The sequence below is a fragment of the Pseudomonas sp. Marseille-Q1929 genome (assembly GCF_017316265.1).
Classification (GTDB): Bacteria; Pseudomonadota; Gammaproteobacteria; order Pseudomonadales; family Pseudomonadaceae; genus Aquipseudomonas.
The window spans coordinates 403,284-429,872 of the sequence record NZ_JAFLWU010000001.1 but is presented as its reverse complement, the minus strand read 5'-3'; the positions used below and the strand labels follow the sequence as shown (position 1 = coordinate 429,872).

Annotated in this window: 18 protein-coding genes; 8 read left to right on the top strand and 10 right to left on the bottom strand. The window is 58.7% G+C overall.

Going from position 1 to position 26,589, the window contains the following annotated elements; all coding sequences use genetic code 11:
* Positions 1 to 6: 6 nt before the first annotated feature.
* From J1G37_RS01945 to yaaA, 8 genes are all read right to left on the bottom strand, one after another.
* Positions 7 to 1,449, bottom strand: coding sequence for an alginate O-acetyltransferase (locus J1G37_RS01945; RefSeq protein WP_207040001.1), 1,443 nt, complete (start codon positions 1,447 to 1,449; stop codon positions 7 to 9).
* Positions 1,450 to 1,460: 11 nt separating this feature from the next.
* Positions 1,461 to 3,035, bottom strand: a complete 1,575-nt coding sequence (algG, locus tag J1G37_RS01940) for a mannuronan 5-epimerase AlgG (RefSeq protein WP_207040000.1) — start codon at positions 3,033 to 3,035, stop codon at positions 1,461 to 1,463.
* Positions 3,035 to 4,522 (bottom strand): alginate export family protein, encoded by a 1,488-nt coding sequence (locus tag J1G37_RS01935; RefSeq protein ID WP_207039999.1) that lies wholly within the window; start codon positions 4,520 to 4,522, stop codon positions 3,035 to 3,037. Before J1G37_RS01935 ends, algG begins: the two co-directional genes overlap by 1 nt.
* Positions 4,519 to 5,946: an alginate biosynthesis TPR repeat lipoprotein AlgK gene (gene algK, locus J1G37_RS01930; RefSeq protein ID WP_207040203.1), complete on the bottom strand. Its 1,428-nt coding sequence runs from the start codon at positions 5,944 to 5,946 to the stop codon at positions 4,519 to 4,521. Before algK ends, J1G37_RS01935 begins: the two co-directional genes overlap by 4 nt.
* 105 nt (positions 5,947 to 6,051) lie before the next feature.
* Entirely contained in the window at positions 6,052 to 7,218 is a 1,167-nt protein-coding gene (locus tag J1G37_RS01925) for an alginate biosynthesis protein Alg44 (protein WP_207039998.1), read from the bottom strand.
* A 36-nt stretch (positions 7,219 to 7,254) separates the two neighbouring features.
* Positions 7,255 to 8,736, bottom strand: a complete 1,482-nt coding sequence (gene alg8 / locus J1G37_RS01920; RefSeq protein WP_207039997.1) for a mannuronan synthase — start codon at positions 8,734 to 8,736, stop codon at positions 7,255 to 7,257.
* 83 nt (positions 8,737 to 8,819) lie between these two features.
* On the bottom strand, positions 8,820 to 10,136 hold the full coding sequence (locus J1G37_RS01915) for a nucleotide sugar dehydrogenase (RefSeq protein ID WP_207039996.1): 1,317 nt from the start codon (positions 10,134 to 10,136) through the stop codon (positions 8,820 to 8,822).
* 875 nt (positions 10,137 to 11,011) lie between these two features.
* Positions 11,012 to 11,791, bottom strand: a complete 780-nt coding sequence (gene yaaA / locus J1G37_RS01910) for a peroxide stress protein YaaA (RefSeq protein WP_207039995.1) — start codon at positions 11,789 to 11,791, stop codon at positions 11,012 to 11,014.
* 119 nt (positions 11,792 to 11,910) lie between these two features.
* Between yaaA and J1G37_RS01905 the strand changes: the two genes are divergently transcribed.
* The 8 genes from J1G37_RS01905 (at position 11,911) to J1G37_RS01870 (ending at position 24,174) form a co-directional block, all read left to right on the top strand.
* Positions 11,911 to 13,035 (top strand): polysaccharide deacetylase family protein, encoded by a 1,125-nt coding sequence (locus tag J1G37_RS01905; protein WP_207039994.1) that lies wholly within the window; start codon positions 11,911 to 11,913, stop codon positions 13,033 to 13,035.
* A 339-nt stretch (positions 13,036 to 13,374) separates the two neighbouring features.
* On the top strand, positions 13,375 to 14,769 hold the full coding sequence (locus J1G37_RS01900; protein WP_207039993.1) for a PhoH family protein: 1,395 nt from the start codon (positions 13,375 to 13,377) through the stop codon (positions 14,767 to 14,769).
* Between the two features lie 174 nt (positions 14,770 to 14,943).
* Positions 14,944 to 15,417, top strand: a complete 474-nt coding sequence (gene moaC, locus J1G37_RS01895) for a cyclic pyranopterin monophosphate synthase MoaC (RefSeq protein ID WP_207039992.1) — start codon at positions 14,944 to 14,946, stop codon at positions 15,415 to 15,417.
* Entirely contained in the window at positions 15,414 to 15,656 is a 243-nt protein-coding gene (moaD, locus tag J1G37_RS01890; RefSeq protein WP_049709886.1) for a molybdopterin converting factor subunit 1, read from the top strand. The genes moaC and moaD overlap by 4 nt, the downstream gene beginning before the upstream one ends.
* Positions 15,657 to 15,658: 2 nt before the next feature.
* The gene (gene moaE / locus J1G37_RS01885) at positions 15,659 to 16,111 is read left to right on the top strand and encodes a molybdopterin synthase catalytic subunit MoaE (RefSeq protein ID WP_207039991.1); all 453 of its coding nucleotides are present in this window, start codon (positions 15,659 to 15,661) and stop codon (positions 16,109 to 16,111) included.
* A 205-nt stretch (positions 16,112 to 16,316) separates the two neighbouring features.
* Positions 16,317 to 18,275 carry a hypothetical protein gene (locus J1G37_RS01880; protein ID WP_207039990.1) on the top strand — a complete coding sequence of 653 codons (1,959 nt, stop codon included), beginning with the start codon at positions 16,317 to 16,319 and terminating at the stop codon, positions 18,273 to 18,275.
* Positions 18,276 to 18,298: 23 nt separating this feature from the next.
* The gene (locus J1G37_RS01875; protein WP_207039989.1) at positions 18,299 to 19,297 is read left to right on the top strand and encodes a hypothetical protein; all 999 of its coding nucleotides are present in this window, start codon (positions 18,299 to 18,301) and stop codon (positions 19,295 to 19,297) included.
* 47 nt (positions 19,298 to 19,344) lie between these two features.
* The gene (locus tag J1G37_RS01870) at positions 19,345 to 24,174 is read left to right on the top strand and encodes an RHS repeat-associated core domain-containing protein (protein ID WP_207039988.1); all 4,830 of its coding nucleotides are present in this window, start codon (positions 19,345 to 19,347) and stop codon (positions 24,172 to 24,174) included.
* A gap of 77 nt (positions 24,175 to 24,251) precedes the next feature.
* Here J1G37_RS01870 and rhlB read toward each other — a convergent pair whose 3' ends face one another.
* Both rhlB and J1G37_RS01860 read right to left on the bottom strand, forming a co-directional pair.
* Entirely contained in the window at positions 24,252 to 25,706 is a 1,455-nt protein-coding gene (gene rhlB, locus J1G37_RS01865; RefSeq protein WP_207040202.1) for an ATP-dependent RNA helicase RhlB, read from the bottom strand.
* Between the two features lie 95 nt (positions 25,707 to 25,801).
* Positions 25,802 to 26,458 carry an alpha/beta hydrolase gene (locus J1G37_RS01860; protein ID WP_207039987.1) on the bottom strand — a complete coding sequence of 219 codons (657 nt, stop codon included), beginning with the start codon at positions 26,456 to 26,458 and terminating at the stop codon, positions 25,802 to 25,804.
* Positions 26,459 to 26,589 lie beyond the last annotated feature (131 nt).

Here is a 26,589-nt window from a genome sequence, read left to right as displayed (position 1 = left end):
GTAACCTCATTGCCCGGCTGAGGCGGTCTGTTGACCACCGGCAGGGAATACGTTGTGTGTGCAAATTTTCGCTTCAACCTTCTGCGCGCCCTTTTCTGGACCCTGTACTTCCACGGCGAGCAAGTTCTGCGCGGCCCAGTCTTCATCGGTGCGCAGTTCAAAGGCGAAACGCCCGTCTGTATCGGATGTCTCGGGTTTGTCGATCTTGATGTCCTCGTGGCGCCCGTTCATGTACCAGAGGGTGGCTTGCAGGGTTTTCACCGACGGGTCGGCGAAGCGGATATCAACCTGGTGATTGGCGTTACGCAGGTCTTTGTTCGAACTGTTGACCATCAATTCGTTCTTGCCCGGCTTCAAAGAAGTGCTGGCGCTCATCTGTGCCGGCTTGCCTTCGCAGCCGTTGTCCAGCAGCGACATCATCTGGCGGTAGATGGTCTCCTGGTCCAGGCGGTACAGCGGCGAGAATTCCCAGATCAGAATCTTTGGCGGGCTCTTCTGGAATTCATCGCTGCCCAGGTACTGGATCATCGAGCCTTCCAGGCCACCGCCGGGGAAGGCGACGTTGAGGATGTCGGCACCGATTTCCTGTTCCAGGAAGCCGGCAAAGTTGTAGTTCTTGCCGCTGTGGCTCGTGCCCACCAGGGTGATCTGCGGGTTGCCCGAATCGCCGAACAGGTCGCCGTCGCCCGCTTCGCCCTTGGGCTCGGTGGTGAACTGGTCCATGTACTGGATCGCGTAGCTGGTGCCGCACAGTTGCCCGGCCATGTTGTGCAGGGTGCCGGTCTTGCCCATGCGCCCGGAGCGCGTGGTCTCGAATTCGCGCTTGGGAATATCGGCGAACTCGGGCATGGCCCGCACTTTGGCGCCGACGATTTTTGCCGTGCGCTGGGCGCCGTATGGCGTCCAGTGCTGGTCGCCACGGAAGTAGAAATCGTGGGCCGGCAGCTCATCCGGCAATTGCTCATTGGTCAACGGCGACAGGTCCGGCACCACGTAGCCCATCTTGGCGAAACGGCCGAGCATGGTCTTGTAGTTGCCCAGGGCCTTGTCGAAATCGAACTTGGCTTTCTCTTCAGGGTTGAGCTTGTTGCGGTTCACCAGGCCACGGGTCGGCTGGTAGACCACCACCAGTTCCACGCCCTTGGCCTTGAACGCATCGTGCAGTTGCTGCATGCGTTTGTAGCCGGCGGGGGTGGTGTCGAATTCGGTGCGCAGGTCTTCCTGGGTACGGAACAGCCAGTCGCCCTGGGCTTGCACCAGGGTGGTGAAGTTCTGCTGGTAGCGCGTGGTGTAGTTCTTCGCGTCGTGGGCGGCGGGGCACAGGCTGCAGCACGGTTCGGCGCTGAAGCTTGGCGCCTGTACTTCATCGGCGCGTACGCCTTGGCTGGCCGCGAGCAGGCCGAGGGTCAGACCCGAGAGGCTCAGCAGTTTGATCATGTGTGGGTGCATAAGGGTCATCCTCAGTCCTGCATTTCGGTCTGGCGTTCGACAGGGTCGATCAGCACGGCTTTCTGCTGGCGCACCAGCAGGTCGAGAATCTCTTCCTGGCGATCACCCAGCACACCGTTGAAGCTGATGCCGCTGGATTTGGTCGGCGCCAGCATCGACACGCGGTACAACTCCACGCTCAATGGTGAGTCGATGGACAGCGGCCCGCTGCCGTTGCCCGCGAGTTCACCGCCGACCACGATCAGCGAGACTTTCGCGTCAAACGGGTCGAGGGCGATGTCGCGGTCGGTGTCGGTCAGGTCCTTGATGTGGCCGTAGAGGCCGGTCAGGCCGTTGGCCATCGAGGTGTTTTCGTACAGCTTGATGTTCACGCTGTTGCGCACGCGGATACCGTGGCGACGGTTGGCGATCACCTTGTTGCCCCACAGCAGGTTGTCACCGCTCTCATAGAGGGTGATGCCGTCGGTGTGGTTACGGTAGAACTCGTTGTCGGCCACGATGTTGTTGACGCTGTTACGGTCGAGCACCAGGCCCGAGAGTTTGTTGTCGTAGCTGCGGTTGTTGAAGATGAAGCTGTCGTTCACTTCCCGGGAAATGATGATGCCGTGCTTCTTCTTCGTCCCGTAGACCGTGTTGTCGGCGATGATCAGGCCGTGGGAACGATCGTGGGGGTCGATGCCGTAGACGATGTTGTCTTTGTAGGTGTTGCCCTTGATCACAAAGCCTTCGGTCTCGTAGCAGTAGAAGCCGTACCACATGTCCGAGAACTCGGAGTCGATGATCCAGCCGGTCGGCTCGGAACGCTTGAGCACCTTGGCCATGTTCGGCGTGTACTGGGAAATACTCACCCCGTACGACTTACTGTTGGCGTAGCCAAAGCTGGCCATCTTGGTCTTGGAGATATAGGTCTCGGTGCCGCCCCAGGCCAGCAGGAACGGGCGGAACTCCTTGGGCGACTTGAACAGCGCCGGGCCGTTGGCCTTTTCGCTCCAGCCGGTGACCTTCGTATCACGCACAAACAGTTGGCCGTCGTTGATCAGGAACGAACCGGCTTCCTGGGACAGGCGCAACTCCTGGGTCTTGCCGTCGATGTCGAGGATGCCCTTGCGCCCGACCACAATCGGCAGCTTGACCAGGAACACACCGGGCGACGTTTCGCTGAAGTACTGCTTGGGCACTTTGCCCAGCAAGTCCTTGAGGTTCATGTAGCCGTCGTCGACAAAGATCGCCTGGGGAATGCCGTGTTGGCGCACCACCCATTCGGCCATCTTGTTGTCACCGCCGATAAAGTCCTTGAGGGCGTCTTCCTGCATCATGCGGCGAATGCTGGCCTTGCCCTGTTTGCTGCGCACGATCTTCTTTTCCATCGCCGCCGCGGTGTAGCCCGACAGGTCAGGCAAGGCCGGCTTGGCCATTTCCAGCGGCGCCGTCGGCGGGCTGGAAATGGTGTAGGTCTTGGCCTGTTGCAGCCCTTTGGCGATGGTCGGCGCCTTGACCGGCTGCGAGGTGTCGGCGAAGGCTGTGGCGTTGGCCATCAGCATCGCGGCGACCAGCAACGTATGAGGTTTCATCGCGCAGGCTCCCATCAGAATTTCCACACCACATCAACAAACGCGCGGTGCATGTAGGAATCGACTTGGCTGCCATAGGCGTCGCCCGGCTTGAACACGCCGGCGCGGAAGCGCACCAGGGCCGACGGTTCGTCGATGGACTGGCTGAGGGCGGCTGGCAACAGGCCTTTCTTGAAGTACTTGGTGACCACCAGGTCCATCTCTTGGCCGAGGTCTTTCTTGCCGTCTGCCAGCGGCAGGGACGTGCTGGAGACAATCGCGCCGGTCACGTCGTCGGTGTTGTTCTGCACCGCATCGATACCGTTGCTGCCTACCGGTTTGTTGCCGTCCACGCGCCAGAACTTGTGGTAGACGAGGCTTGCGTCGTAGTCCTCACGCAACTGCCACGAACCAAACAGGCTCATGGACTGCATATTGTTCATCTCGCCGCGAAACGCTTCGCCGAAGCGGTGTACGCGGGATTGGGTGCCGGTCCAGTTCGAGCGGTTGCTTTGCAGGCCGTTCTGCTCGTACTCGGCGCTTGCGCGGGAGTAGGCGGCGCCGACTTGCCACTGCGGGTCGAGGCGCAGGCGGATACCGATGTCGGTGGCCCAGCCGCTCAAGTCGTCGCTGCGCTTGGCTTGGGCGGGGCTGGAACCGTCGGCCTGCAAGGCGTTGACCTTGTCGCGGTCGCCGCGCATGCCGGTGATGCTGGCCCAGTAGTTGACGGTGTTGGTGTTGCGCCAGTTATAGGCGTCGCTGTTGGCTTCGATGCCGAGCCAGGTCAGGTCGCCGTTCTCGCGCTTGTCCAGCGAGTCGGTGGCCACGCCCGGTTGTGGGTAGTCGAGCTTGCCATTGTCATGGGTGTGGTGACCGCGCAGGCCGATCCACTGGCCCGGCGTCCACTGGTAGGCGGCGTCGGCGTAGAGGTGCTGGCGGTCTTTGTCGACGGGCGCCAGTTCTTTGAGGTCGGTGCGGTATTCGCTGAAGCGTTCGGCGACGCCCATATTGGCCTTGAGCAAGGTGGTGTCGAAGGTCCAGTTCAGCGCTTCGATATTGGTGTCGCGCCACTGGCCGTCGTCATTGCGCAGGCGTTGGCGACCGAGCTTGAGGATCTCGCCAGGGTAGGGCGTGAAGCCGCTGTAGCCGACCCAGAACTCGCGCAGGGCCAAGTAGTTTTTCTTGGTCTTGCGGTCGTTGTTGCTGGTCTGCTGGTTCTCGTCATCGGCCGACTGTTGCAGGGTGTCGGTCTCGATGATGTCGCTGGAGGCCACCGCCTGGCCCATGGCGTAGGCGCTCCACGCACCGTTTTCGCCGTAGACCCACGGGCGCACGTCGAGGCCGATACCGTTGACGTCGCCGCCTTTCTGCGTGCCGAGGTCGCGGTCGTCTTCGGACTGGCCGGTGATTTTCACTTCGAGGCCGAAGTTCTTCGCTTCGGTGAGTGCGGCCAGGGTCGGGCACGACCACAGCAGGGCGAAGGTCAGGCCGATGCCAGCCTTGACGAATGGGTTGAGCTTCATAGGGATTCCTCGCCGTCGTCTTCTTCCAGGGCGTGCAGTTGCAACGTGCTCTGGGCCAGGGTGCCGCGGGTGGCCAGCTCTTGTTGCACCAGGCGTTGGCCTTGGGCGCGTTGCTCCGCTGTCAGCGGGGCTTCAAGTTGCGTGGCCAGGTCGTTGGCTTCCGGTGTGTCCTGGGCTTTGGCCAACTGGCTGAAGACATAGGCGTTCAATGGGTCGGGCTTGGTGCCCTTGCCTTGGGAAAACAATTGGGCGATGGCGAAGTCGGCACTGTTCTGGCCGTTGCGCGCAGCGGTCAGCAGGTGGTCCAGGGCCTTTTGCGAGTAGACCTGGCCGAGGTAGCCACGGCGGTAGATCTGGCCGAGGTAGTAATCGGCGGCGACTTCCTTGCCCTGGGCTTTCTGGAAATGCGCTTCGGCAGCCTTGGCGTCGGCCGGCACCCACTTGCCTTCGTAGTAGAGCTTGCCCAGCAACAGCTCGGCGCGCGGCTGGTCGGCGGCGCGGCCGTTTTCCAGGTACTTCATCATCTGCTCCACATCGCCCAGTTCAGGGAAGTCGTAGAGCAGTTGCGCCAGGCTGACCCAGGACGCCGGGTAGCCGGGGGCGATTTTTTCAAGCAAAGCCTGGGCGGTTTTTTCGTCCGGGGTGCCGAGGCTGGCATCGCCGAGTACACGGGCGACGCTGTCGACACGCTGGGCGGTGACGCTGCCACGGCTGTAGCCGGCTTCCATCTGCTTGAGCAGCTCGGCCTGTTTCTCGGGCGCGGCTTGTTTCTGGTAGACCGTGGCCAGCTCGACGTAGCAGATGTCGGTGGTGTTCAGCGCGGCTTTGCAGATGCGCTCTACATCATCGAGATGCTGGTCGTAGGTGCCTTGGGTGCGATACAGCAGCACCTGGGCCAGGCCGGCTTCCGGGTAACCGGAGGCTTGCCATTTACTGATCTGTTGCTGGGCATTTACGTCCGGGAAACTGTGGGGGTATTGCAGGTACAGCATCGCCAGCGGGATCAGGGTGTTGCCTTCGCCATTGGCAAAGGCTTTTTTCAACAGGCCTTCAGCTTCGCGGTGTTCGGCTTCGGTGCTGCCGGGCTTGGCCACCAGCAGGCGACCGAGACGGGCCTGGGCGCGCGGCGAGGTATCGGCGGCTGCGCGGTAGGTGGCTTCGGCCTGTTTGATCTGCGCCGGGTCGCGGGTGCCCACCTGGATATCCGCCAGGCCGACTTGGGCCTCGCTGTAACCCAGGTCGGCCAGTTGCTGGTAGTTCTGCTGGGCGGTGACGGTGTCGCCGCGTTTCAGGGCTTCGTTGGCCAGGCGTTGGTCGGGCAGGCCGGCGCAACCGGTCAAAGAGATTGCCAGTGCCAGCGCGCAGTAGGCCGAAGCGAGGTGCGCTCTGCTCTGTGTGGGAGCTGGCTTGTCGGGTCGCCGCATCGCTGCGATGGCGGTGTTGAACTCACCACCGCCATCGCGGGCAAGCCCGGCTCCCACATTGGCCGGTGTTGTTGTTGAAATAGGGTTCACAGGCATGTCCTCTGCTTACAGACCGTGGGCCATGGCTTTGTCGATCAGCCAGTTCAGCGACGGGCCGCGGTCGCTGGTCACTTCCACCGGGCGGCCGGCGTAGGTGCTGTCCAGCGGCGCATCAGGCTTGATCTGCACGCGGATGTCGGAGGACAGGTCGGCGCTGTTCAGGCTGGTGCTGCTGACGATGGTGCCGGTGCGGGTCTGTTCTTCGTCGGCGACCTGGAAGCTCACCTGGGTGCCTGGACGCACGTCGGCGAACTGGCGATAGGTGAAGCGCGCTTCCACATTGGCCTGGCTGCCGCGCGGCACCAGTTGGAAGATCACGTCGCCTTTGTTGGCGTACTGGCCGTCGGCGACCATTTGCTGGGCGACCACGCAATCGCAGGGCGAGGTCAGGGTGCCGGTCATTTGCTTGCCGAACAGCTCTTCAACCTTGGCCGGTTGCAGTTGGTCTTCGTCCAGGTGGCCCTTGAGCACATCCAGCATGCTGGTGCTGAAGGTCGCCAGCGGCGCGCCTTTGGCGGCAACCCCGTCGCCTTTGAGCAGGCTCTGCACGGTGCCGTCGCGGGGCATGGTCACGTTCATGCCGGGCACGCTAACCAAGCCGGCCTGGGCGTGGCTGACGAAGTACATGCCGTACACCGACTTGAAGACGAAACCAAACGCGGCGAGGCCGACGATGAAGATGCCGGCGCTGAACACCACGGCACGCAGGCGACCGAATGCAGTCATGCCGCTGCCGCTGTCCTTGACCTTGCGCGCCTTGGTGAAGTTGTCGCGTTGCAGGGTCGCCAATACTTCGCCCATGGACACGATGTCACCGGACAAGTGCGAAGTGATCAGGTGGCGCAGGGTGGAAATATCCTGCTGCTCCAGGTTCTGGAACTGGCAACCGGTGCGGCCGCTCTGGCGGTCGTGGGAGCGGATTTGCAGCTCCACGTCCATCGCCAGGCCAAGGTTATCGATCACGAATTGCAGGCGGCCCTTGTGCACTTCGCCGACATTCAGCGGCTGGGTGGCGGTGAACGCCAGGCCGCCGGCAGACAGGTCGATCACCCGCGCTTCGGTGGGTTTGCCGTCATTGCCGAAGAAGCGCAGCTTGGCCGGGATTTTGACCCGCGCATGTTGGCGCTGGGCTTCGGATTCGTGGACAACGTTGACGTTTGCTTGGCTATTCATGGTGTGTAGTTCCTAGTTAATTCAGGCTTGGCTGGGTCAGACCATCATCAGCAACACGGCGACGAAAATGCTGCCGGCGGAGAAGGTCATGGTCCGAGACGACCAGGTGTTGAACCAACGTTGAAAGCTGGCCAAATCGCGGGTCAGTTTGGTGTCCTGGCGGGTCCAGGACTGTTGATCAAGGCGGAAGAACACGTAGATCTTCACCAGCGCGCCCATGATCTGGTTGTAATAGAGAATCACCGGGTACGCCGGGCCGATCTTGTGGCCGGAGCACGACAGCAACAGGGTCAGGATCAGGCGGGTGATGCCGATCCACAGCAGGTACGCGAGGATGAAGGCGCCGCCGTATTTGAAGGTGGCGATGATCGCCACGGTCAGGCCGAGCAGGGAGGTCCACATCGACACGCGCTGGTCGAACAGCACCACGCTGGTGAACAGGCCCAGGCGGCGTACACCCAGGCCGAGGGCGCGGGAGTTCTGGCGCAGGTTGTTGCCGTACCAGCGGAACATCAGCTTGCGGCTGGCCTTGATAAAGCTCTTTTCCGGCGGGTGTTCCACGGTGTTGATCGCGGCATCCGGCACGTAGAAGGTGTCGTAGCCCAGGCGCATCAGGCTGAACCAGCTGGACTTGTCGTCGCCGGTCAGGAACTTGAAGCGGCCCAGGCGCCAGTGTTGCAGCGAGTCGCTTTCCACGTCGGCGATGAAGTCCGGGTTGGTGACCACGCTGGCGCGGAATACCGACATGCGCCCGGTCATGGTCAGCACGCGCTTGGACAGGGCCATGGAGCACATGTTGATGTGGCGTTGGGCGAAGCGCAGTTTGTGCCACTCGCTCATGATGTAGCCGCCGCGTACTTCACAGAATTCGTTGGTGGTCAGGCCACCGACATTGCCGAACAGCTGGAACCACGGCACGGTCTTGCGCACCACGCCTTCGGCGAGCACGGTGTCACCATCGATCACCGCAACCACGGCGCGGTCATCCGGCAAGTGGCGGGAAATCGCACGGAAGCCGAAGGCCAGGCCGTCGCGCTTGCCGGTACCGGCGATGCGCACGAAGTCGAGCTTCACATGCTCTGGCGGGTTCATGCGTTCCCAGAGGCTTTTCACCAGCAGCTCATCGGACATTTCCACCAGCGAGCAGACCACGGTGGTGGGGAAGCCGCATTCGATGGCTTCGCGGATCACCGAGCTGTAGACCTGCGCGGTGGTCAGCGCATCGATACGGAAACTGGTGACCATCAGGAACACATGGGACGGGTCGGCGGCCTTGCCCAGCTTGCGCACTTTACGGCGCAGGTGCGGGTAGACCACGTACAGGAACAGCATGCCGCGAAAGAAATGCGTAGCACCCATCGAGTAGCGCCAGATGCCGACGGCGCCAATCAGGAAAATAAAATTCTTCGACTCCGAGTCGAACGTACTCGCCGGCAACAGCAGGGCGAGTCCCATCAGCAGGCTGAGAAAGAACAGCCAGCCGGCAGATTGCAGCAGTACATGTTTTAACTTGGACATAAGCGTCATCCGAAGGTGATGAAGGCTCCAGGCGGCGCACGCTGGGGATGGAAACGCGCGCCGCCGGGAACTTGCCGTTGCTGTTACCAGCAAATGCCTTCGGTGCGACCGGTGGTGCAGGTGGCCTTGGACATGAAGCCCACCAGGTCGATCACTTGCTTGCCGTGCGGGGCGTTCTGCGCCAGAGCGCGGAATTTCTCGTCACGGTTGCCGAGGATGATCACGTCGGAGTTGTTGATCACCTCATCGAAGTCCGAGTTGAGCAGGGACGACACATGGGGGATCTTGCCTTCGATGTAGTCCTTGTTCGCGCCGTGGACACGGGCGTACTCGACGTTGCTGTCGTAGATGCTCAGGTCGAAACCCTTGCCGATCAGCATTTCGGCCAGCTCGACCAGCGGGCTTTCACGCAGGTCGTCGGTGCCGGCCTTGAAGCTCAGGCCCAGCAAGGCGACTTTGCGCTTGTCGTGGCTGTTGACGATGTCAAAGGCGTTTTGCACCTGGGACTCGTTACTGCGCATCAGCGAGTTGAGCAGCGGCGCTTCCACGTCCAGGGAACTGGCGCGGTAGGTGAGGGCGCGCACGTCTTTGGGCAGGCACGAACCGCCGAAGGCGAAGCCTGGGCGCATGTAGTACTGGGACAGGTTGAGGGTCTTGTCCTGGCACACCACTTCCATCACTTCACGGCCATCGACGCCGACGGCCTTGGCAATGTTGCCGATTTCGTTGGCGAAGGTGACCTTGGTGGCGTGCCACACGTTGCAGGTGTACTTGATCATTTCGGCGACGGCGATGTCCTTGCGGATGATCGGCGCGTCGAGTTCTTCGTACAGCGACTGCAGGACATCGCCGGAGGCTTTGTCGAATTCACCGATGACCGTCATCGGTGGCAGGTCGTAGTCGGCGATGGCGGTGGATTCACGCAGGAATTCCGGGTTGACCGCGACGCCGAAGTCGACGCCGGCTTTCTTGCCGGAGCAGTCTTCGAGGATCGGGATCACCACGTTGGCCACGGTGCCGGGCAGCACGGTGCTGCGCACCACGACAGTGTGGCGGGTGGACTTGTCACGCAGGACAAAACCGATCTCGCGGCACACGGCTTCGATGTAGTCGAGTTCCAGGTCGCCGTTTTTCTTGCTCGGCGTACCGACGCAGATCATCGACAGGTCGGTATCGCGAATGGCGTCGGCGAAGTTGGTGGTGCCGCGCAGTCGGCCGGTTGCAATACCCTGGCTCAACAGTTCACCCAGACCTGGTTCAACGATCGGCGATTTGCCTGCATTGATCAGGTCGATCTTGTCCTTGGAGATGTCTACGCCGACCACTTCGTGGCCACGGGCAGACAGGCAGCCGGCACAGACTGCGCCAACGTAACCGAGACCAAATATGCTGATGCGCATCGCATTTACCTCTTTAATATTCATGCCAATAATTGGCCGGAGTTCATGTTTGCAAGCGTCACTGATGCCACGAAAGTTGGGCGAATAGACGCCGACTTACCGCGTACAGGCATGTTGAATAACGAGTGACTAACTATTGCACTCAAGTTGTGCGCAACTTGGCCTTGTTATTGGGGCTTGCCCTCAAATGCAGCCGGCCTTCCTGGGGGAAGGGCCCGGCGCCAGTGCCGCAGGGTCTTGATAGAGGCGTTAAGCCCTTAAATATCAATACCTTGGGTGTCATCACTGACACATTTGGGTAAGCGCTGCCTTGGCCTATAGGGGTGAGCAATTAATCCTTATCGCTGCCCTCAACTCATATCAGTTGATGATGTGACCCATGAGTCAAAGTTGATGGGGCAACTTTGCTACTTCCTTGGATCGCTGTGTAAGTTATCTCCTACAGAAACAGAGAATTTCGTTACCGGTGGTATGAGCCGCCCATTTTGACGAAGTTCCAGCCCGCTCATCCTGTTTCCGGAAATTTCTTGAAATATTAGTAAAGATGGCACTGGTACTATATTGATAGCACTTGCGATTTGGGCCAGTAGTTATGGGGAGTTGGTACGCGGGGATAGTTTTGTGCCACTAGTGTTTGAAAAAAGTGGTGCCACTACGAAAAAAAATGACGAATGTCGAGTGAAAGAATTGTTAGGAGTACGTCAAAATGTTTTTTGACGTCAAATAAATGGCGATTCTGGTAGTGGAATGCAATAAAAAATGTGGGAGCTGGCTTGCCTGCGATAGCGGTGGGTCAGTCAGCACTTCTACTACTGATACACCGCTATCGCAGGCAAGCCAGCTCCCACATTTGAACATCTGTGTTCTGGAGAGCTTTATTCCGGTGCGTGATCGCGCAAAAACACCAGCTTGTCCGGCTTGGACTGCTCCGCATTGAAGCGATAACCCTGCACATCGAATTCTTTCAGCCTGGCCGGGTCGTTGATGCGCTCTTCAATCACAAAACGGCTCATCATGCCCCGGGCCTTCTTGGCGTAGAAGCTGATGATCTTGTACTGGCCGTTCTTCAGGTCCTTGAACTCGGTGTTGATGATCCGCGCATTCAGGGCCGTGCGCTTGACCGCCGAGAAGTACTCGTTGGACGCCAGGTTCAGCAGCACGTCGTCACCTTGCTCGGCCAGGGCCTCGTTCAGCCATTCGCTGATGCGCGTGCCCCAGAAGGCGTAGAGGTCCTTGCCACGGGCGTTGGCCAGCTTGGTGCCCATCTCCAGGCGGTACGGCATCATCAGGTCCAGGGGGCGCAGCAGGCCGTAGAGGCCCGAGAGCATGCGCAGGTGGTCCTGGGCGTAGCTGAAGTCGGCGTCGCTGAAGGTCTGGGCATTCAGGCCGGTGTATACGTCGCCCTTGAACGCCAGCAGCGCCTGCTTGGCGTTGACCGGGGTGAACGCCGGGGTCCAGCTGCCGAAGCGCGCAGCGTTGAGGCCGCCGATCTTGTCGGAGACGTGCATCAGCTCGCTGATCTGCGCCGGGCTGAGTTCGCGCAGTTGCTCGATCAGTACCTGGGAATGGTCCAGGTACTGCGGCTGGGTAAAGCGCTCGGTGGCAGGCGCGGTCTCGAAATCGAGGGTCTTGGCGGGGGAAATCACCGTCAGCATGAAGTCGTCTCCTTAAATCGTGCGGGGATTCTAGGGGGTTGGGCGGTTTGACTCCACCTATGATGGCGATAGGCACGATCCGTTATGATGGCCGGTAACTCTGGAGAGGAAGACCCTGCGTGCGAATAGCGCTTTTATTATCGGCATGCCTGCTATGCCTGAATGTCCAGGCCGCCCCGGCAGATGTGGCCAGCCTGGACCGTGGCACCTGGCCCGAAAAACTCAGCAGCCCAGCGCTGTTCGACGTGGCCTCGCGCGCAGAAATCCTCATGTTCGCCCACAGTCTGCTGGCCAGCGAAGCCCAGGATGAAACCGCCCTCAAGCAGCGCCTGGGGTTGAAGATCGTCAACCTGGCAGCCATCGATGACCTGCGCCGGCAACTCTGGCAGCGCATGCTGGAGAACTACACCTTCGCCCAGCAGAGCTGCGAGGAGGACGCCTCGTTCTGCTACCTGGTGGAAAACATGGACGACTTGCGCGAGCAGGCCGGCAAGTTCGAGGTCAGCGAAAATTCTTTCTATATAGGTTGGGCGGCCCCCAGCCATGCCTTTCACGAGCGCTATCTGGATGAACTGCTGCGCAAGGCTGCGCTGTTCCCGCAGATCAGCAGCGAAATCGCGCGTTTCGGCGACCATGAGCGCAATGGCGATGAATTCAACGACCGCCTGTTCCTGCTGACATTTGACGGTGGCCCAGCGCCGGTCAGTGGTAATACCGACTGGCTCGCCGACTACCTGCGCAAGCAAAAGATGAACGCGACCTTCTTTGTCCTCGGCAGCAGCCTGCAAACACGGGTGGAGCGCAGCTCCGCCGCCGATGTGCAGGCGTTGTACCAAGGCCAGTGCGTGGGCACCCAGGGTTGGCAGTACCGCTCCCATAGCCACTGGGTCGATTGGCAAAGCTCGATCACCCGCAGCGCTTCGCTGGCGCAGAACCTGATGCCGGAGAACTATGTACCGCTGTTCCGCCCACCGTACGGCCAGCGTCGCGCCGACAGCCAGGGTTTCTTCCAGTCCCAGGGCTTGCAGGTGGCGTTGTGGGACATCGATTCCCAGGACGAACCGGGCAAGCTCAAGGCCGATGAGTCGGCGCAGCGGGTGCTGACGCTGATGTTGCTGTGGCGCAAAGGCGTGATTGTGTTTCACGACACCCAGGACAAGGCGCGGGTCGCATTGCCGCAGTTGCTGCAGGCGACGGCACAGAGTGGCTTGGGTTGGCAGGACTGCCGCGAGGCATTTCGTTGAAGTGCCCGGCCCTGTTGGGTTCGGGGCATTTTTGCGGTGATTTTGTGCGACAAATCGATGCAGGCGGACTTCCGACTTTAACGGGGTGCATGGCACTCGGCTAGTGCTATTCGTCATCCTGAAAAATAAACTTCAAAAAAGCGTCAAAGTGCTTTTTCCTGTCACACGTTTTGCGGTATTACGAAATCAGATCGCCGAAACCTGCAACACAGGTGGCGTCTTTCCAGACTCCTCATGTGGGCATGCACTTGACGTCCCTCAGGTGCATTCGGTGGTCGAATCGAGGCGCAGCACCGCCCAGGTATTGCGTCGACTGGCTCCCACAAAAGGTGACCGAGTATGGATGATCATGGACGCACCCCTTCTTCCGACCAGCCAATCCTTTATGTGCTTGATACCAACGTATTGATCCACGATCCAAACGCACTGCTCAACTTCGAAGAACACCACGTCGCCATCCCGATGATCGTGCTTGAGGAACTCGACAAACTCAAAAGCGGGCACCACAGCGTTGCCGCCGAATGCCGCCAGGCGATCCGCCTGATCGACAAGACCCTGGGCGAAGCGTCGCCGGAGGACGTTGAAGTCGGCGTACCGATCCAGCGTGGCAAAAGCGGGCCCAAGGGTTTGCTGTCGATCCTGATGAGCAAGCGCAGCGAGCCCAACAGCCTGCTGCCGGAAAATCTCAACGACAACAAGATCATCAACCAATTGATCGACCTGCACGCGCGTGACAAGGACCTGCGCGTGGTGCTGGTGACCAAAGACATCAATATGCGCCTCAAGGCCCGTGCGTGTGGGATCGCGGCCGAGGACTACAGCACCGACCAACTGGTCGATGACGTGTCGATGCTGTCCCGTGGCTATCACATGATCACGGGGTCGTTCTGGGACCGCGTCAGCAAGGTCGAAACCCGCCAGGACCATGGCCGCACCTGGCACCAGGTGCAACTGATCGAAAACCTGCCGGCTGTGCATATCAATGAATTCATCGTCGATGAACAGGGCTTCGTGGGCTGGATCAAAGAGATCCAGGTCGACAAGCTGCTGATCCTCGACCTGCATCAGGAACCCCTGTTGCACCAGGAAGCCTGGGGCCTGAAACCGCGTGACATCTACCAGAGCCTGGCGCTGTACGCACTGCTCGACCCGGACATCCACCTGGTCAACCTGACGGGCGCCGCCGGTTCCGGCAAGACCATCCTCGCCCTGGCTGCCGCCATCGAGCAGACCATGGTGACCAAGCGCTATCGCCGCATCATCGCCACCCGCAGCGTGCAGGGCCTGGACCAGGAAATCGGCTTCCTGCCCGGCACCGAGGCGGAAAAAATGGAGCCGTGGCTGGGGGCGATCACCGACAACCTCGAAGCCTTGCACATGGATGACGAAAACACCCATGGCAGCGTCGACTACATCCTCAGCAAAGTGCCGTTGCAGTTCAAATCCCTCAACTACATCCGGGGCCGCAGCTTCCAGCAAAGCCTGATCTTGATCGATGAATGCCAGAACCTTACGCCGCACCAGATGAAAACCATCATCACCCGTGCCGGCGCCGGTTCCAAAGTGGTGTGCCTGGGCAACCTGGCGCAGATCGACACCCCTTACCTGTCCGCGACCAGCTCCGGGCTGACGTACCTGACGGAACGCTTCAAGGACTTCCCGAACGGCGTGCATATTGCGCTGCAAGGGGTGCCACGCTCGATTCTGGCTGAATACGCAGAATCTCACCTGTAATCAATGTGGGAGCTGGCTTTTTGTGGGAGCTGGCTTGCCTGCGATAGCATCACCTCGGTTTCCCTGATCCACCGAGGTGCCTGCATCGCAGGCAAGCCAGCTCCCACACAAGGCAGTGCCCACATTTATTGTGTGTAAGGTTTACAATCGATGCTCCTGATCAGGAGTATCCCTGTGCTGACTCATCTCGATTCCCAAGGTCGCGCCCACATGGTCGACGTCACCGACAAGTCCGTGACGTTCCGTGAAGCCGTAGCCGAAGCCCGGGTGCGCATGCTGCCCGAGACCCTGCAAATGATTGTCGACGGTGCCCACCCCAAAGGTGACGTGTTTGCCGTGGCCCGCATCGCCGGGATCCAGGCGGCGAAAAAAACCAGCGACTTAATCCCCCTGTGCCACCCGTTGATGTTGACGGGCGTCAAGATCGAACTGAGCGCCGATGGCGCAGACTCGGTGCACATCCTGGCGCGCTGCAAACTCTCCGGCCAGACCGGCGTGGAGATGGAAGCCCTCACCGCCGCCAGTGTCGCGGCATTGACCATCTACGACATGTGCAAGGCCGTGGACCGCGGCATGACCATCGAAAGTATTCGCCTGCTGGAAAAGCTGGGCGGCAAGAGCGGGCATTTCAAGGCGGACCAGGCATGAGCATCAACGTATTGTTTTTCGCACGCTACGCCGAAGCGGTGGGTTTTGACTCGCTGGAGGTGGAAGGTGATTTCGCCACCGTCGATGCCGTGCGTCTCGCGCTGGCCAGTGACCCGGAGTTTGCCGTACTCAACGAAACCAGCCTGATGTGCGCGCGCAACGAAGAGTTGTGCGGCCTCGATGAGCCGGTGCAGGCGGGTGATGAAGTGGCGTTCTTCCCACCCGTGACCGGAGGCTGATCATGGCCATTCGTGTGCAGGCCCAGGCGTTTGATCCGGGTGCAGAAGTGAATGCGATGCATGCGGCCAATGTGGGCGTGGGCGCGGTGGTGAGTTTTGTCGGCTACGTGCGCGACTTCAATGACGGCCGCGACGTGTCGGGCATGTTCCTGGAACACTACCCCGGCATGACCGAAAAAGCCCTGGCCAAGATCGCCGTGGAAGCTGAGCAGCGTTGGCCGTTGCTCAAGCTGGAAGTGCTGCACCGCATCGGCGCCTTGGAGCCGGGAGAGCCGATTGTGTTTGTCGCGGCGGCCAGTGCCCATCGCCAGGCGGCGTTTGACGCCTGTGCCTTTGTGATGGACTACTTGAAGACGCGGGCGCCGTTCTGGAAGAAAGAGCACACCAGTGAAGGCTCGCGTTGGGTGGAAGGGCGGGACAGTGATCATGCAGCCGCAAACAGGTGGAAGGTATGACATCAGTGGTCAGACTGTGCGTATTTGTTGGACTAAGTGACGGTGGGGCCATAGCAGATCGTTCTTAAGACCTGTCAACTTTCACAGTTGTTGCTCTCTTGTCTCGACAGTAGGGTTATCACCTAAGGCTTTCTGAATCGTGCGGATGGTGGATTGTGCCGAGACAAGTAAGTCATTTGTGGGTAATGACGACCGGGAGAGTGATATGGCCAGTCCACGGAAGCGAGTCAGGCTTGCTCATTTAAGAATACGGCAGGTGGACGACGGACTACGTCCCATTGGTCTCTATAACAACAATGCGCATCAGTTCCCCATTGTAATTGACGTGCTCAAGGAAGTTGCAGATGACGCGGGTGTTTGGCGTCATGAACCCTTGACCGCTCGTGAGCGTGCCAGCGTTTCGGTAATGGCCCTCACCGCAGAAGACGGTTCGGGATTACCACCTGGGTGGAGTTGCGATACCCAAAAAAACAAATTCACTGTTGGGTTATACCTCCCCGGTCAACCATTGGGCAAGAAGAAGAAAACGTCGGAAGTTTTTGATAACGATGGTCGAGTGTCGAGTATCAAACGTTATTTACGGGTTGATGCCAGTGCATCGATGGACACGGTTGTGTTTTTTGCCAAGGTCATTATCGAGGGGGAAACACTGACAACGCATCACGTTGGTGAGGGGGTGGCGTCCTCGATATCTGTGACCCCCTCACCCGCATGGCAAATCCCTGTTGCGCATCTAAGAGTCCAAGTAACGCGCAACGTCTTCAATAAAGATGCGGTGGTTATTGATCGGTATGTTTGGATACCCACGGGGCTCAGCACAATTTTTTTTGTGGCTAACCATGGATTTGAAAACCCTGTAAAGGTGTTCAATGAAGGCGATTATTTCAATACTTCATTTTTGCATACAGTGCCGGGCATGCCCTTGCAGCGAATCAAAGGCGGGACAGTTGTAAAGGCACTTGCAAGTCCACTGTACATGAACGATATCCAAAAAGGTTTCCAGTTAGGCGAGCCGAATCCTGTCTTGCCGATTGATAGGGCGGGAATGACGGCCTTTAAAGTGTCGGGTGTAATAGCATCTGCTGCTGCGGATACGAACAGTGCATGGAGAGTTCAGGACAATTTTGGAACGATAAATATTTATCATTTGTATGCGTCGGGTGATACGTTGAAGGTCAGGGATCAGGCAGAACCCGAAAGGGAAATTCGTTTGGTGAGCTTCGAAGTCAAGCTTGCAGCGGGTCAGGACTCAATGGCGGCGGTATTCGCAAGTGGAAATAGCCAGTGCAAGGTTTTAATTGAGGTTGTTGCCGAAGTGCGTTTGGATGGTGGCTCTTGGCAACTGGGTAAGTTGACCGAGAGTGAACGTGCCAGTGCGACCTTAACGGCGCACTCACTAGATCCTCTGGCAAAATTACCCGCCGGGTGGTTCTGTGATACAGACAAAAATAAATACGATATCGGTGTTCGACATACACTGGCGCCTGAGGTCGTGGATGAACACCGCCATGGTCATGCTTCTACGCAACTTGAAGTAATAGATCGATTTCTGCGCGTCAACCCGGGTGTTATTGAAACGCAGAGGTTTATGGCATGCATTACCCTGGGTGGCAAGACTTACACCACCAACTTTGCGGAGGGTAGCAAGATATTTGATTCTTCAATTACGCTGCGCCCGGTGCGAGCTTATGCACTTCGCATTTTTGATCTGGTAGCGCATTATGACAATGCGGCTTATAAGGATGACAGTATTAAGTTGCTTGCGATGGTGACTTACTGGACGCCACCTGTGTCGATCAAGCTGGTTGAGACAATAGGTTTAAGCAACCCTGTAGCCATCGCGAATGAAGGTCTCCACTTTCAAACTGCGACGATAGGTTTTGATGTCATTAAAATTAAAACAGGTGGGATAGTCGGCAAGGACCAGTTGGGCGCCACGCTGACAATGAATGATGTTCATCGCGGCGTGTACGCCTCACAGAATCCAACGATCAAGTTTAACGAGCGTCAAACTATTTTGCGTGCGGTGTATTTTCAATACCCGGGTATGCCCAACACCTCCTCCAGCCCTCGTAATTATCTGATCTATAGAGATAACTATGGACGTGAACATCGTTTTCGTTTGAGCCACACGCCTTACGACCCGGTTCGGTTGACCAGTTGAAGGACAATGGGAGGACATTTGACATGAACACATCGCGCATACGCCTGGCTGAATTCAAGGTTCAGACAGTTCAAGGCCAAGTAAGTACCAACGAGTTATACGCGAACGGTCGTCATCAATGCGAAGTTTATATTGTGGTGGCCAAGGAGGTGGAGGATCCGTTCGGTGGTATTAAGCGAATCACGCCCCTGACAGCGACTGAGAAGGCGAGTGTTACGCTGGTTGAGTATTCAACGAATATCGGTGCAACCCTTCCCGCGGGGTGGACCTGCGACACAGTCAAGAACGCGTATGACTGTGGCCTGCGCAAGCATTTTCGCGATGGCGTATTGGAAGAGTCTTCAACTGTTGAAGCGCACGTTCCACGAGCCAGTGTCGCTCCTATTGAAGTGTTGAAACGGTATTTACGACTGAATGAAGCTCAACCCCTTCAAACCAGGCGTTTTATGGCGCGTATTACCGTCGGGGGAAAAATATATACCACCAATTTTTCAGGCGACGACAGTTTATTTAACTCATATGTTGAGATTGTGCCTCAGTTGCCCTACCGTTTAAGCGTGCGCGAACTGGGTGCGTACAGGGATATTTTCGCCTATGAGGATAAGACTATTCCTCTCTCTATACACGTCTATTACTGGCACCCACCTGCGGGTCTGGTGATGCTGGAAAGTTTGGGGCTGACCGCGCCGTTAAATGTAGAGAATGAAGGCGCGAATTTTCATACCTCCTTCTATGGATTTTTAGGTTACTTTAGAGGAGGCGTGCCCATTGGGAAAAATACACCCGAGGCGTCATTGCAGATGTCGGACGTTCAACGGAATCTCTATTTTGATAAAAACCCCGCTATAGAGTTTACGCTGCTGCCTACCGTGATGCGCGCAGTCGTGGTTGAGTGGCTCGATCTTTATAAGTATGGGCAAAGTCAGGGCTACTGGAGATTGATTGATAACCTGGGGTGTATGCACCAGTTTCGAATCGTTGAAGGCGATAACCACACCTTGCCTTTGAAATTGACAGACTAAGGCGGTTAGAACGTGCTGATGTCACTCTTTCATTGAAGGGTTTGGATATGAATGTTTATTCGAATGCTTTTAATTATGAAACGTACTTTTCCGGCAAGGTAGATACGCGTACGGGGCAATTCGGCTGCCAGGTTCAACTGGCGACGCTCTATCCCTCTGGGCCGTTGGAGGTGAGCCGAACGGTGACCCTGTCGTTCGCGATGCTGGGAGCCGTGGGTGGGACTTATGGCGCTCACTGGAGGCTAAGCAACACCGAATTTGACGTCAGCCTTTTAACGCTCACCTTGCTCACGGGGGATAAGTATCAGACCCAAAGCCTGCCCTCCGTAGGGGGCACGCTGGTGATCAAGGATCGCAAACTAAAAGATCTTGTGGTCAAGCGTATAGATACCAACACACTTCACGTCATCTACAAGGATGGCTGTGTCGAAGTCCTGCGCCGCAACGGCAGCACCGGCCCCTACCAGATCGTTTCGCTCCTGTTCGAGAACGGTGAGCAATACACCTGGCACTACGACGCCGGTGGTGCGCTTGAACGTATCCTCAACGCCCAGCAGCAAGAGCTGTTGGTGCTGAACTACGTGGGCGGACGTCTCGTTGCCGCTGACGCACGCGTGGAGGGTGGCCGCTTTGCGCGCATGTTGTTTACCTACACCAGTGGGCGTCTAACGCGGGTCAGCGTCCCATTCGATCGCAATGATGGGCCCGCCAGCGCGGGCTACACGTTTGGTTACACGCCCACTTTCAGCAATGGCTTGATTGCAATCAACCGGCTGACGTCACCCATGGGGGGCGATCAGGTGATTCGTTATGCTGAAAACGGGCATGCCTATGGTAACGGTCAATACATTCCCCGAGTAATCGCTTGGGAACATACCCTCGCCGCCAACCAACCCGCAATGGCCCGAACCTACACCTACAGTACGGACCGCAACTTCACCGGCTATCCGTTTTCAGGTGGGTTCCGCGAGGGCGTGGACAACCTGTTGAATGTGAGCGGCGACTACTTCTACTGGGTTAGAGAAACCCGTATTGATCCGGCCTCGGGTAATGGCCGAGAGCTGACGGCCACCCAGGTGACGTTCAACAAATATCATTTGCAGACAGAGGAATCGGTCCTGCGCGAAGGCACCGTGACGACCACCTTGACGGCCTACAACATGGTTGCAGGCCAGTTTGACGACCAGCCCGCCAATTTCCAACTGCCGAAAACGATTACCAAGCGCTATGAGCGGGCGGGCACGCCGACGAGGAACGTGATCGAGCATATCGTCACCGATGATTACGGCAATGAGGTGGGCCGTACTGAAGCTTCTGGCATTCGCATCGAGCGCAGCTTTTATCCCATCGCTGGTGTGACCGGCCAATGCCCGGGAGACCCTCACGCGTTATTTGTACGTTATGTGAGCCAAGAACGTCTCATCCCCACGGGGGCCGCATCGCCCGAGCGAATCACCGATTACACCCATACCCGTATTCCGCCGACGGGCGGCAGTTACTTTGTCTTGCAACTGTCGTGCAGTCAGATCGGCGCGTTCAGCCAGGGGTACACCTACTACGACACCCCAGTCGAGCTGGCGGGGCGGTTGAAAACCACCTCGTGCACCCTTGACGGGCTGTCGTTGACCAGTGATTTCAGCTATGTCGTCACGGCTGAAAACCTGGTTGAAACCCGTGCTTTAAGGGGGCGCGAGGGGCATGTTCTTGAGTCCAAGCGCATGCTCTCACTGGTCAGTCGACGGTTGATGTCAATGACGCAGGACGGTGGTTCTACCTTGTTCTTGGAATACGATGTCAGTGGCAAGCTGACAGCAGAAAAAGTGTCGTCAGGCCAAACGTGGGTGGGTCGCACCTATGCCTACGCTTTTCCCGCCGACGGCAGAGGTGCGCATATGATCACCACGGATGCCCAAGGCACCCAAGTCATCACCTATTTTGATGGCCTGGGCCGTGAGGTCTCTGAAGCCCAGCTGATCACGGGCGGGCAGGAGCGGGCTCTCGGCACATGGACATATGACGCGCTTGGGCAATGCAGTGAACGGGTCAATTTTGATTATGTGACCGACGGGGTGCGTTCGCTGAAAAGCACTTACGCCTACAGTCCCTGGGGCAACAGCAGCAGCGTCCACAATGCTGATGGTCGTGTGTTGATCGACGAGTACGACCCACAGCTCAACGCCAGGACCGAGGGCGTTGAGGGCGGTCAGCGTCTGAAAACCTCCTTCAATGAATACAATCAGCCGGTAAAGGTGGAGCGCCTCGACGCCAACAACGTCAGTGTGGAACTGGAGTCGCGCACCTACGACAGCCTGGGTCGATGCCGGACGGTGCTGGACGTCAATAAGACCCTGACTGATTTGACCTACGATCACTTCAACCGAGTGCTGACCGTTCTCCAAACGCCCATAGATGGCACCCCGCAACGATTGCGTAGCCTTGAATACGCGCTGGGCACCAGTGATGAAAGGGTCAGCGCACTATTGATTGGCGACAAACAGTTGTGCGCGCGTACCTATGACAGCCTGGGCCGTATGACCCAGCAGCTGCGTGGGACGGGGCAAGCGTCGACGTGGGAATACGAGTCAGGGTGGATGTCCCCTATCGCGATGGTGTCTCCCCGTGGCGCTCGCCAGCAAGTGACCTATGACAAGGCGCTGGACGTGCAATCCAAGGTCGAGATGACAGGGCTTGGGGTGAGCACCTATCAGCATGATCCGATTGCCGGGGCATTGACGCGCTCGGAGGCCAACGGCCTGATTCACGAATATCTGCACGATGTGAACGGTTATCTTGCGAAAGAAACGCAAACCGCCAACGGCACATCGTTGACAGCCCTCTATACCTATTCCCCGGGTGGGCGTCTGCTGAGCCAGACAGCCGCCGATAATCAGGTCAGCGCAATCGAATACGATGCCAGCGGCCGATTCTTGAGGATGACCACCGGCGTCATGGTGGTTGAACAGACCTACGACACGCGTGGCCGCCCGCAGAACCTGACGACGGCGTATGACACTACCCGAGTCGTTACCCGGCTCTCTTATGACGCACTCGGGCGAGAGGCCGAACGCCGGTTTGAGCACAACGGTGTGTTGTTACAAGTGATCACGCAAACCTATGACGCCAACAGTCTTTTGCAGACCCGGATTCTTCGGGACGCCAGCGCACAGGTGGTGACCGGTGAAACATTTACCTACGATGCCTACCATCGGCTCAAGACTTATCGTTGTGATGGTGCTGAACACCCTCAGGACCGGTTGGGCCGTGGCATCGCCGGGCAAGACTTCAGCTTTGACAACCTCAATAACATTACGCGGGTGCTCACGACCTTTGTCAGTGGTGAACAAGATACCTGCGATCGTTTTTTCACCGGGACAGACCCTACGCAACTGACCCGACTCACCCACACCCTTCCGGCGCAGGATGTCACGCTGACTTACGACGCATCGGGCAACTTGCAGGTCGGTACCGCTGGACAGGCCTATATTTACAATGATTTTGAACAACTGACCGAAGTTCGCACCAGCACCCACCAATACCGTTATCAGTACGATGCCGAGTCGCGCCAGGCGCTCGCCTTCCGGGGCAATGAGCCACCCGTGAAGCTGATGTACATGAACGACCGCCTCGATTGTTTGGTTGAAGGGGATAAAAAGATCCGCTTTACCGATGGAGGGGATCAGGTCTTGGCCCGCAGCGGTGGAGTGGACGGGCCACAACTGCATACCAATGATGCATCGGGAAGCGTGCGCGGTATTTCGGCGCTAGGCCAAACCCAGGTGCGGCGCCACTACACGCCTTATGGCGATGCCCAGGTGGTACCCCATGACGGTAAGGCCCGCACCATGGCGGACCTGCAAGTGCCCGCGTTCAATGGCCTGCGACTGGATGCGGCGAGCAACCTCTATTTCCTGGGCAATGGCCAGCGGGCCTTCGATGCAGACTTGCTGGTGTTTTTACAGGTTGACCCGTTGGGCCCGATTGACGAGGGGGGCATCAATAGCTACGCCTACGGCGCGTGTAATCCGGTCAACATGACGGATCCAAGCGGCTTGTGGCCGAGTTGGCTCAGGTGGGTTTTGACAGGCACGGCGCTGGTGTTGGCAATCGTGACGGCGGGGTTGGCGGCTCCAGGGTTGGTGGCGGCTGCTGCTGCCTACACGACCGCCGCGACTGCGGCAGCCCTGGCTACTGCATCGGGTGGCGCCGCCGCAACGGCGACCGCCGCCGCCACGACGGCGGCGATGGTAGTGGCCTCAAAGGCGGCGCTCTTTACCGCCTCGGCATTGGGGGTTGTCGGAGGCACGTTGAGTACCGCAGCGTTGGGCATTGGCGCCGTCGACCAAATGATGGGATGGGACCGTTCGCACCATATCCGCAACCTGGGGTGGGCGTCCTTGGGGTTCTCGATTGCTTCGTGGACGGTCAGCTTTGTGGGTGCCTATACGTCGGCAAGCCTGGCCTACACTGCCGCCATCAAGGCCGGGGCCACCAAGGGGTTTGAACGGTACGCCGGTTTTTTTGACACGCCGATCGGCAGCGGTCTGCAAGCCGCCGGCAAGCGTATGGTGGGCTTGAGCTATAAGTTCACGGATAAACAGGGCATTACGACGTTCAGCAAAGCCTGGGGTGTCAGCCGATTTGCATTGAGAACGACCAATTTCGGGCGTGCAATAGAGGCAAGAGCCAAAGCGGCATCGCCAGGTTCGGATACCGAGTCTGTGCCGCCAAGTCCCGCTCCTTCGGCGCAGCCGCAATCACAGGCGACTGGCAGCCGATTGCTTGATATGACGGCCAGCACTACCGGCTACTATCAGGCATTCAGGGACGAGGTGACGCGTATTCGCCAGCCAATCCTGAGGGAGTTGATGCAAGCATGAGGCAAGTGGGCTGCCGGGGTTGATTCAACTCCTGTGGGAGCAAGCACGCTCCCACATCCTGGATTGCATTCCCGGCTTTAAGGACGCTTACGTTCCACGGCGCGCAACAGATGCGTCGGCGGCGTCTCACAACTGATCTTGCGCCCCAGCAACGTCTCGATCGACGGCAACTGATACGAATCATCTTCCCCGGCAAAACTGATCGACACACCCGCAGCCCCCGCGCGACCGGTACGACCAATGCGGTGCACATAGTCATCCGGCACTTCCGGCAGGGTGAAGTTGATCACGTGGCTGATGCCATCAATGTGAATCCCACGGCCCGCCACATCGGTCGCCACCAACACGCGGATCTTGCCTTCGCGGAAGCCTTCCAACGTCTTGATGCGCTTGTGCTGTGGCACGTCACCCGACAACTGCGCAGCGTTCACCCCATCCCGCACCAGGCGCTCTTCGATGCGGCGCACTTCGTCCTTGCGGTTGGCGAACACCATCACGCGCTCCCAACCGTTGTCGTTGACCAGGTTGTAGAGCAGCTTGTACTTGTCGGCACCGGCCACGGCGTAGATGTGTTGCTCGACGTTTTCGCTGGCAACGTTTTCCGCTTCGATCTCGACGATGGACGGGTCGGTGGTCCACTGCTTGGCGAGGTTCATCACGTCTTCGGTGAAGGTCGCGGAGAACAGCAGGGTCTGGCGTTCGTTTTTCGGCGGGGTCTGGCGAATGATCTGGCGCACTTGTGGGATAAAACCCATGTCGAGCATGCGGTCGGCTTCGTCCAGCACCATCACTTCGACCATGTCCAGGTGCACGTCGCCGCGCTGGTTGAAGTCCAGCAGTCGGCCAGGCGTTGCCACCAGGATGTCGCAGTGGCGGGCTTCGAGGTGTTTGAGCTGCTTGTCGAAGTCCATGCCGCCGACGAACGTCATGACGTTGAGGCCGGTGTACTTGGTCAGGTCGGCGGCGTCCTTGGCGATCTGCACCACCAGCTCGCGGGTCGGCGCGATGATCAGCGCGCGGGGCTCACCCATGTAGCGCTCTTTCGGCGGCGGCGTTTGCAGCAGCTGGGTGATGATCGAGATCAGGAACGCGGCGGTCTTGCCGGTGCCGGTCTGGGCGCGGCCAATGGCGTCTTTGCCGGCCAGGGTGAAACCCAGCACCTGCGCCTGGATCGGCGTGCAGTACGGGAAACCCAGGTCCTGGATGGCGTGCATCAGTTCCGGGGCGAGTTTGAAATCGTGGAAGCGGGTCTTGCCTTCCTGGGGCTCGACGACGAAGTCTTCGAGTTTCCATGGGATCACCGGCGGTTTTGGCGCACGTTCGCGGCGTGGCTTGGGGGCCGGTGCAGCTTCTTTTGCCGGTTCAGGCGCGGTCACCGTAGGCGTCGTCGGCTGGGCAACAGGCGCAGTCCGCGCGGGCTGTTGGCCGTCATGGCGGCTGCCGGCAGTCGGGGCAGGAGCACTGGGAACAGGCGCGAGCGGCTCGGCCTCGCTTTTGCCGAACATCTTCTTGAGTGCTTCGAGCACGGTGATCTCATTAATTGGTTAAGGAATGTACGCCGGCCAGTGTAATGCAAGAAACGGGCGCGGCGTAGTGCGTCTGTCATACGGCTACATAAACTTAGGGTTCAGCCCAGGCGTGCGCTCAACCAAGTGCCGATATCGCGGATTTCCTCGGGTAACACTTCGTGGCCCATTGGGTATTCCTGCCATGTCACGGTGACACCACGGCTCTGCAAATGCTCGTAGGCGCTACGGCCCATGGCGTTTTGCACCACGTCGTCGTACTGGCCGTGCAGGCACAGGGCGGGAATGCGCTGTTGGCTGGCGGATAATTCAAGTTCATCGCTGAAGGTCGGCGCATAGGTGGAGAGCGCAATCACGCCACCCAAGGCACCCTGCCATTTGGTAAACGCCGTGTGGAAAACCACCGCGCCACCCTGGGAAAAACCGGCGAGAAAAATCCGCGACGCGTCTATCCCGCTGCTTTTTTGTTCCTTGATCAAATCGGTGACCATCCGGGCCGATTCTTCCAACTCTTCCAGGCTGATGGAACGGGCCGGGCTCATGGCCTTGATGTCGTACCAACTGGGCATCTCGTAGCCGCCATTAATGGTCACCGGACGGGTCGGCGCCTGGGGCAAAACGAAACGGGTGGTCAGCAAGCTTTCTTGCAGGGCTTCAGCCACCGGCAGGAAGTCGTAGCGATCGGCACCCAGGCCATGCAACCAGATTACGCAGGCGTCTGCGGGCTTGGCGGGCTGAAGAATCAAGGGTTCGGTCATGTCTGCTCCATATATGTGCGTGCGCTCCGATTAAGTGCGACGGAACGGTGCGCGACAGGTTGATCTGTTAAGAGAATGTCGCAAGGTTGAATCTTTTGCTCTTGATAGTGGGCTGAAACGACTCAGCCATC

Excerpts from the sequence above, each read along its gene's own strand:
- J1G37_RS01945 (WP_207040001.1), bottom strand. The coding sequence starts at position 1,449 with ATGCACCCACACATGATCAAACTGCTGAGCCTCTCGGGTCTGACCCTC.
- algG (WP_207040000.1), bottom strand. The coding sequence starts at position 3,035 with ATGGGAGCCTGCGCGATGAAACCTCATACGTTGCTGGTCGCCGCGATG.
- J1G37_RS01935 (WP_207039999.1), bottom strand. The coding sequence starts at position 4,522 with ATGAAGCTCAACCCATTCGTCAAGGCTGGCATCGGCCTGACCTTCGCC.
- algK (WP_207040203.1), bottom strand. The coding sequence starts at position 5,946 with ATGCGGCGACCCGACAAGCCAGCTCCCACACAGAGCAGAGCGCACCTC.
- J1G37_RS01925 (WP_207039998.1), bottom strand. The coding sequence starts at position 7,218 with ATGAATAGCCAAGCAAACGTCAACGTTGTCCACGAATCCGAAGCCCAG.
- alg8 (WP_207039997.1), bottom strand. The coding sequence starts at position 8,736 with ATGTCCAAGTTAAAACATGTACTGCTGCAATCTGCCGGCTGGCTGTTC.
- J1G37_RS01915 (WP_207039996.1), bottom strand. The coding sequence starts at position 10,136 with ATGCGCATCAGCATATTTGGTCTCGGTTACGTTGGCGCAGTCTGTGCC.
- yaaA (WP_207039995.1), bottom strand. The coding sequence starts at position 11,791 with ATGCTGACGGTGATTTCCCCCGCCAAGACCCTCGATTTCGAGACCGCG.
- J1G37_RS01900 (WP_207039993.1), top strand. The coding sequence starts at position 13,375 with ATGGATGATCATGGACGCACCCCTTCTTCCGACCAGCCAATCCTTTAT.
- moaD (WP_049709886.1), top strand. The coding sequence starts at position 15,414 with ATGAGCATCAACGTATTGTTTTTCGCACGCTACGCCGAAGCGGTGGGT.
- moaE (WP_207039991.1), top strand. The coding sequence starts at position 15,659 with ATGGCCATTCGTGTGCAGGCCCAGGCGTTTGATCCGGGTGCAGAAGTG.
- J1G37_RS01880 (WP_207039990.1), top strand. The coding sequence starts at position 16,317 with ATGGCCAGTCCACGGAAGCGAGTCAGGCTTGCTCATTTAAGAATACGG.
- J1G37_RS01875 (WP_207039989.1), top strand. The coding sequence starts at position 18,299 with ATGAACACATCGCGCATACGCCTGGCTGAATTCAAGGTTCAGACAGTT.
- J1G37_RS01870 (WP_207039988.1), top strand. The coding sequence starts at position 19,345 with ATGAATGTTTATTCGAATGCTTTTAATTATGAAACGTACTTTTCCGGC.
- J1G37_RS01860 (WP_207039987.1), bottom strand. The coding sequence starts at position 26,458 with ATGACCGAACCCTTGATTCTTCAGCCCGCCAAGCCCGCAGACGCCTGC.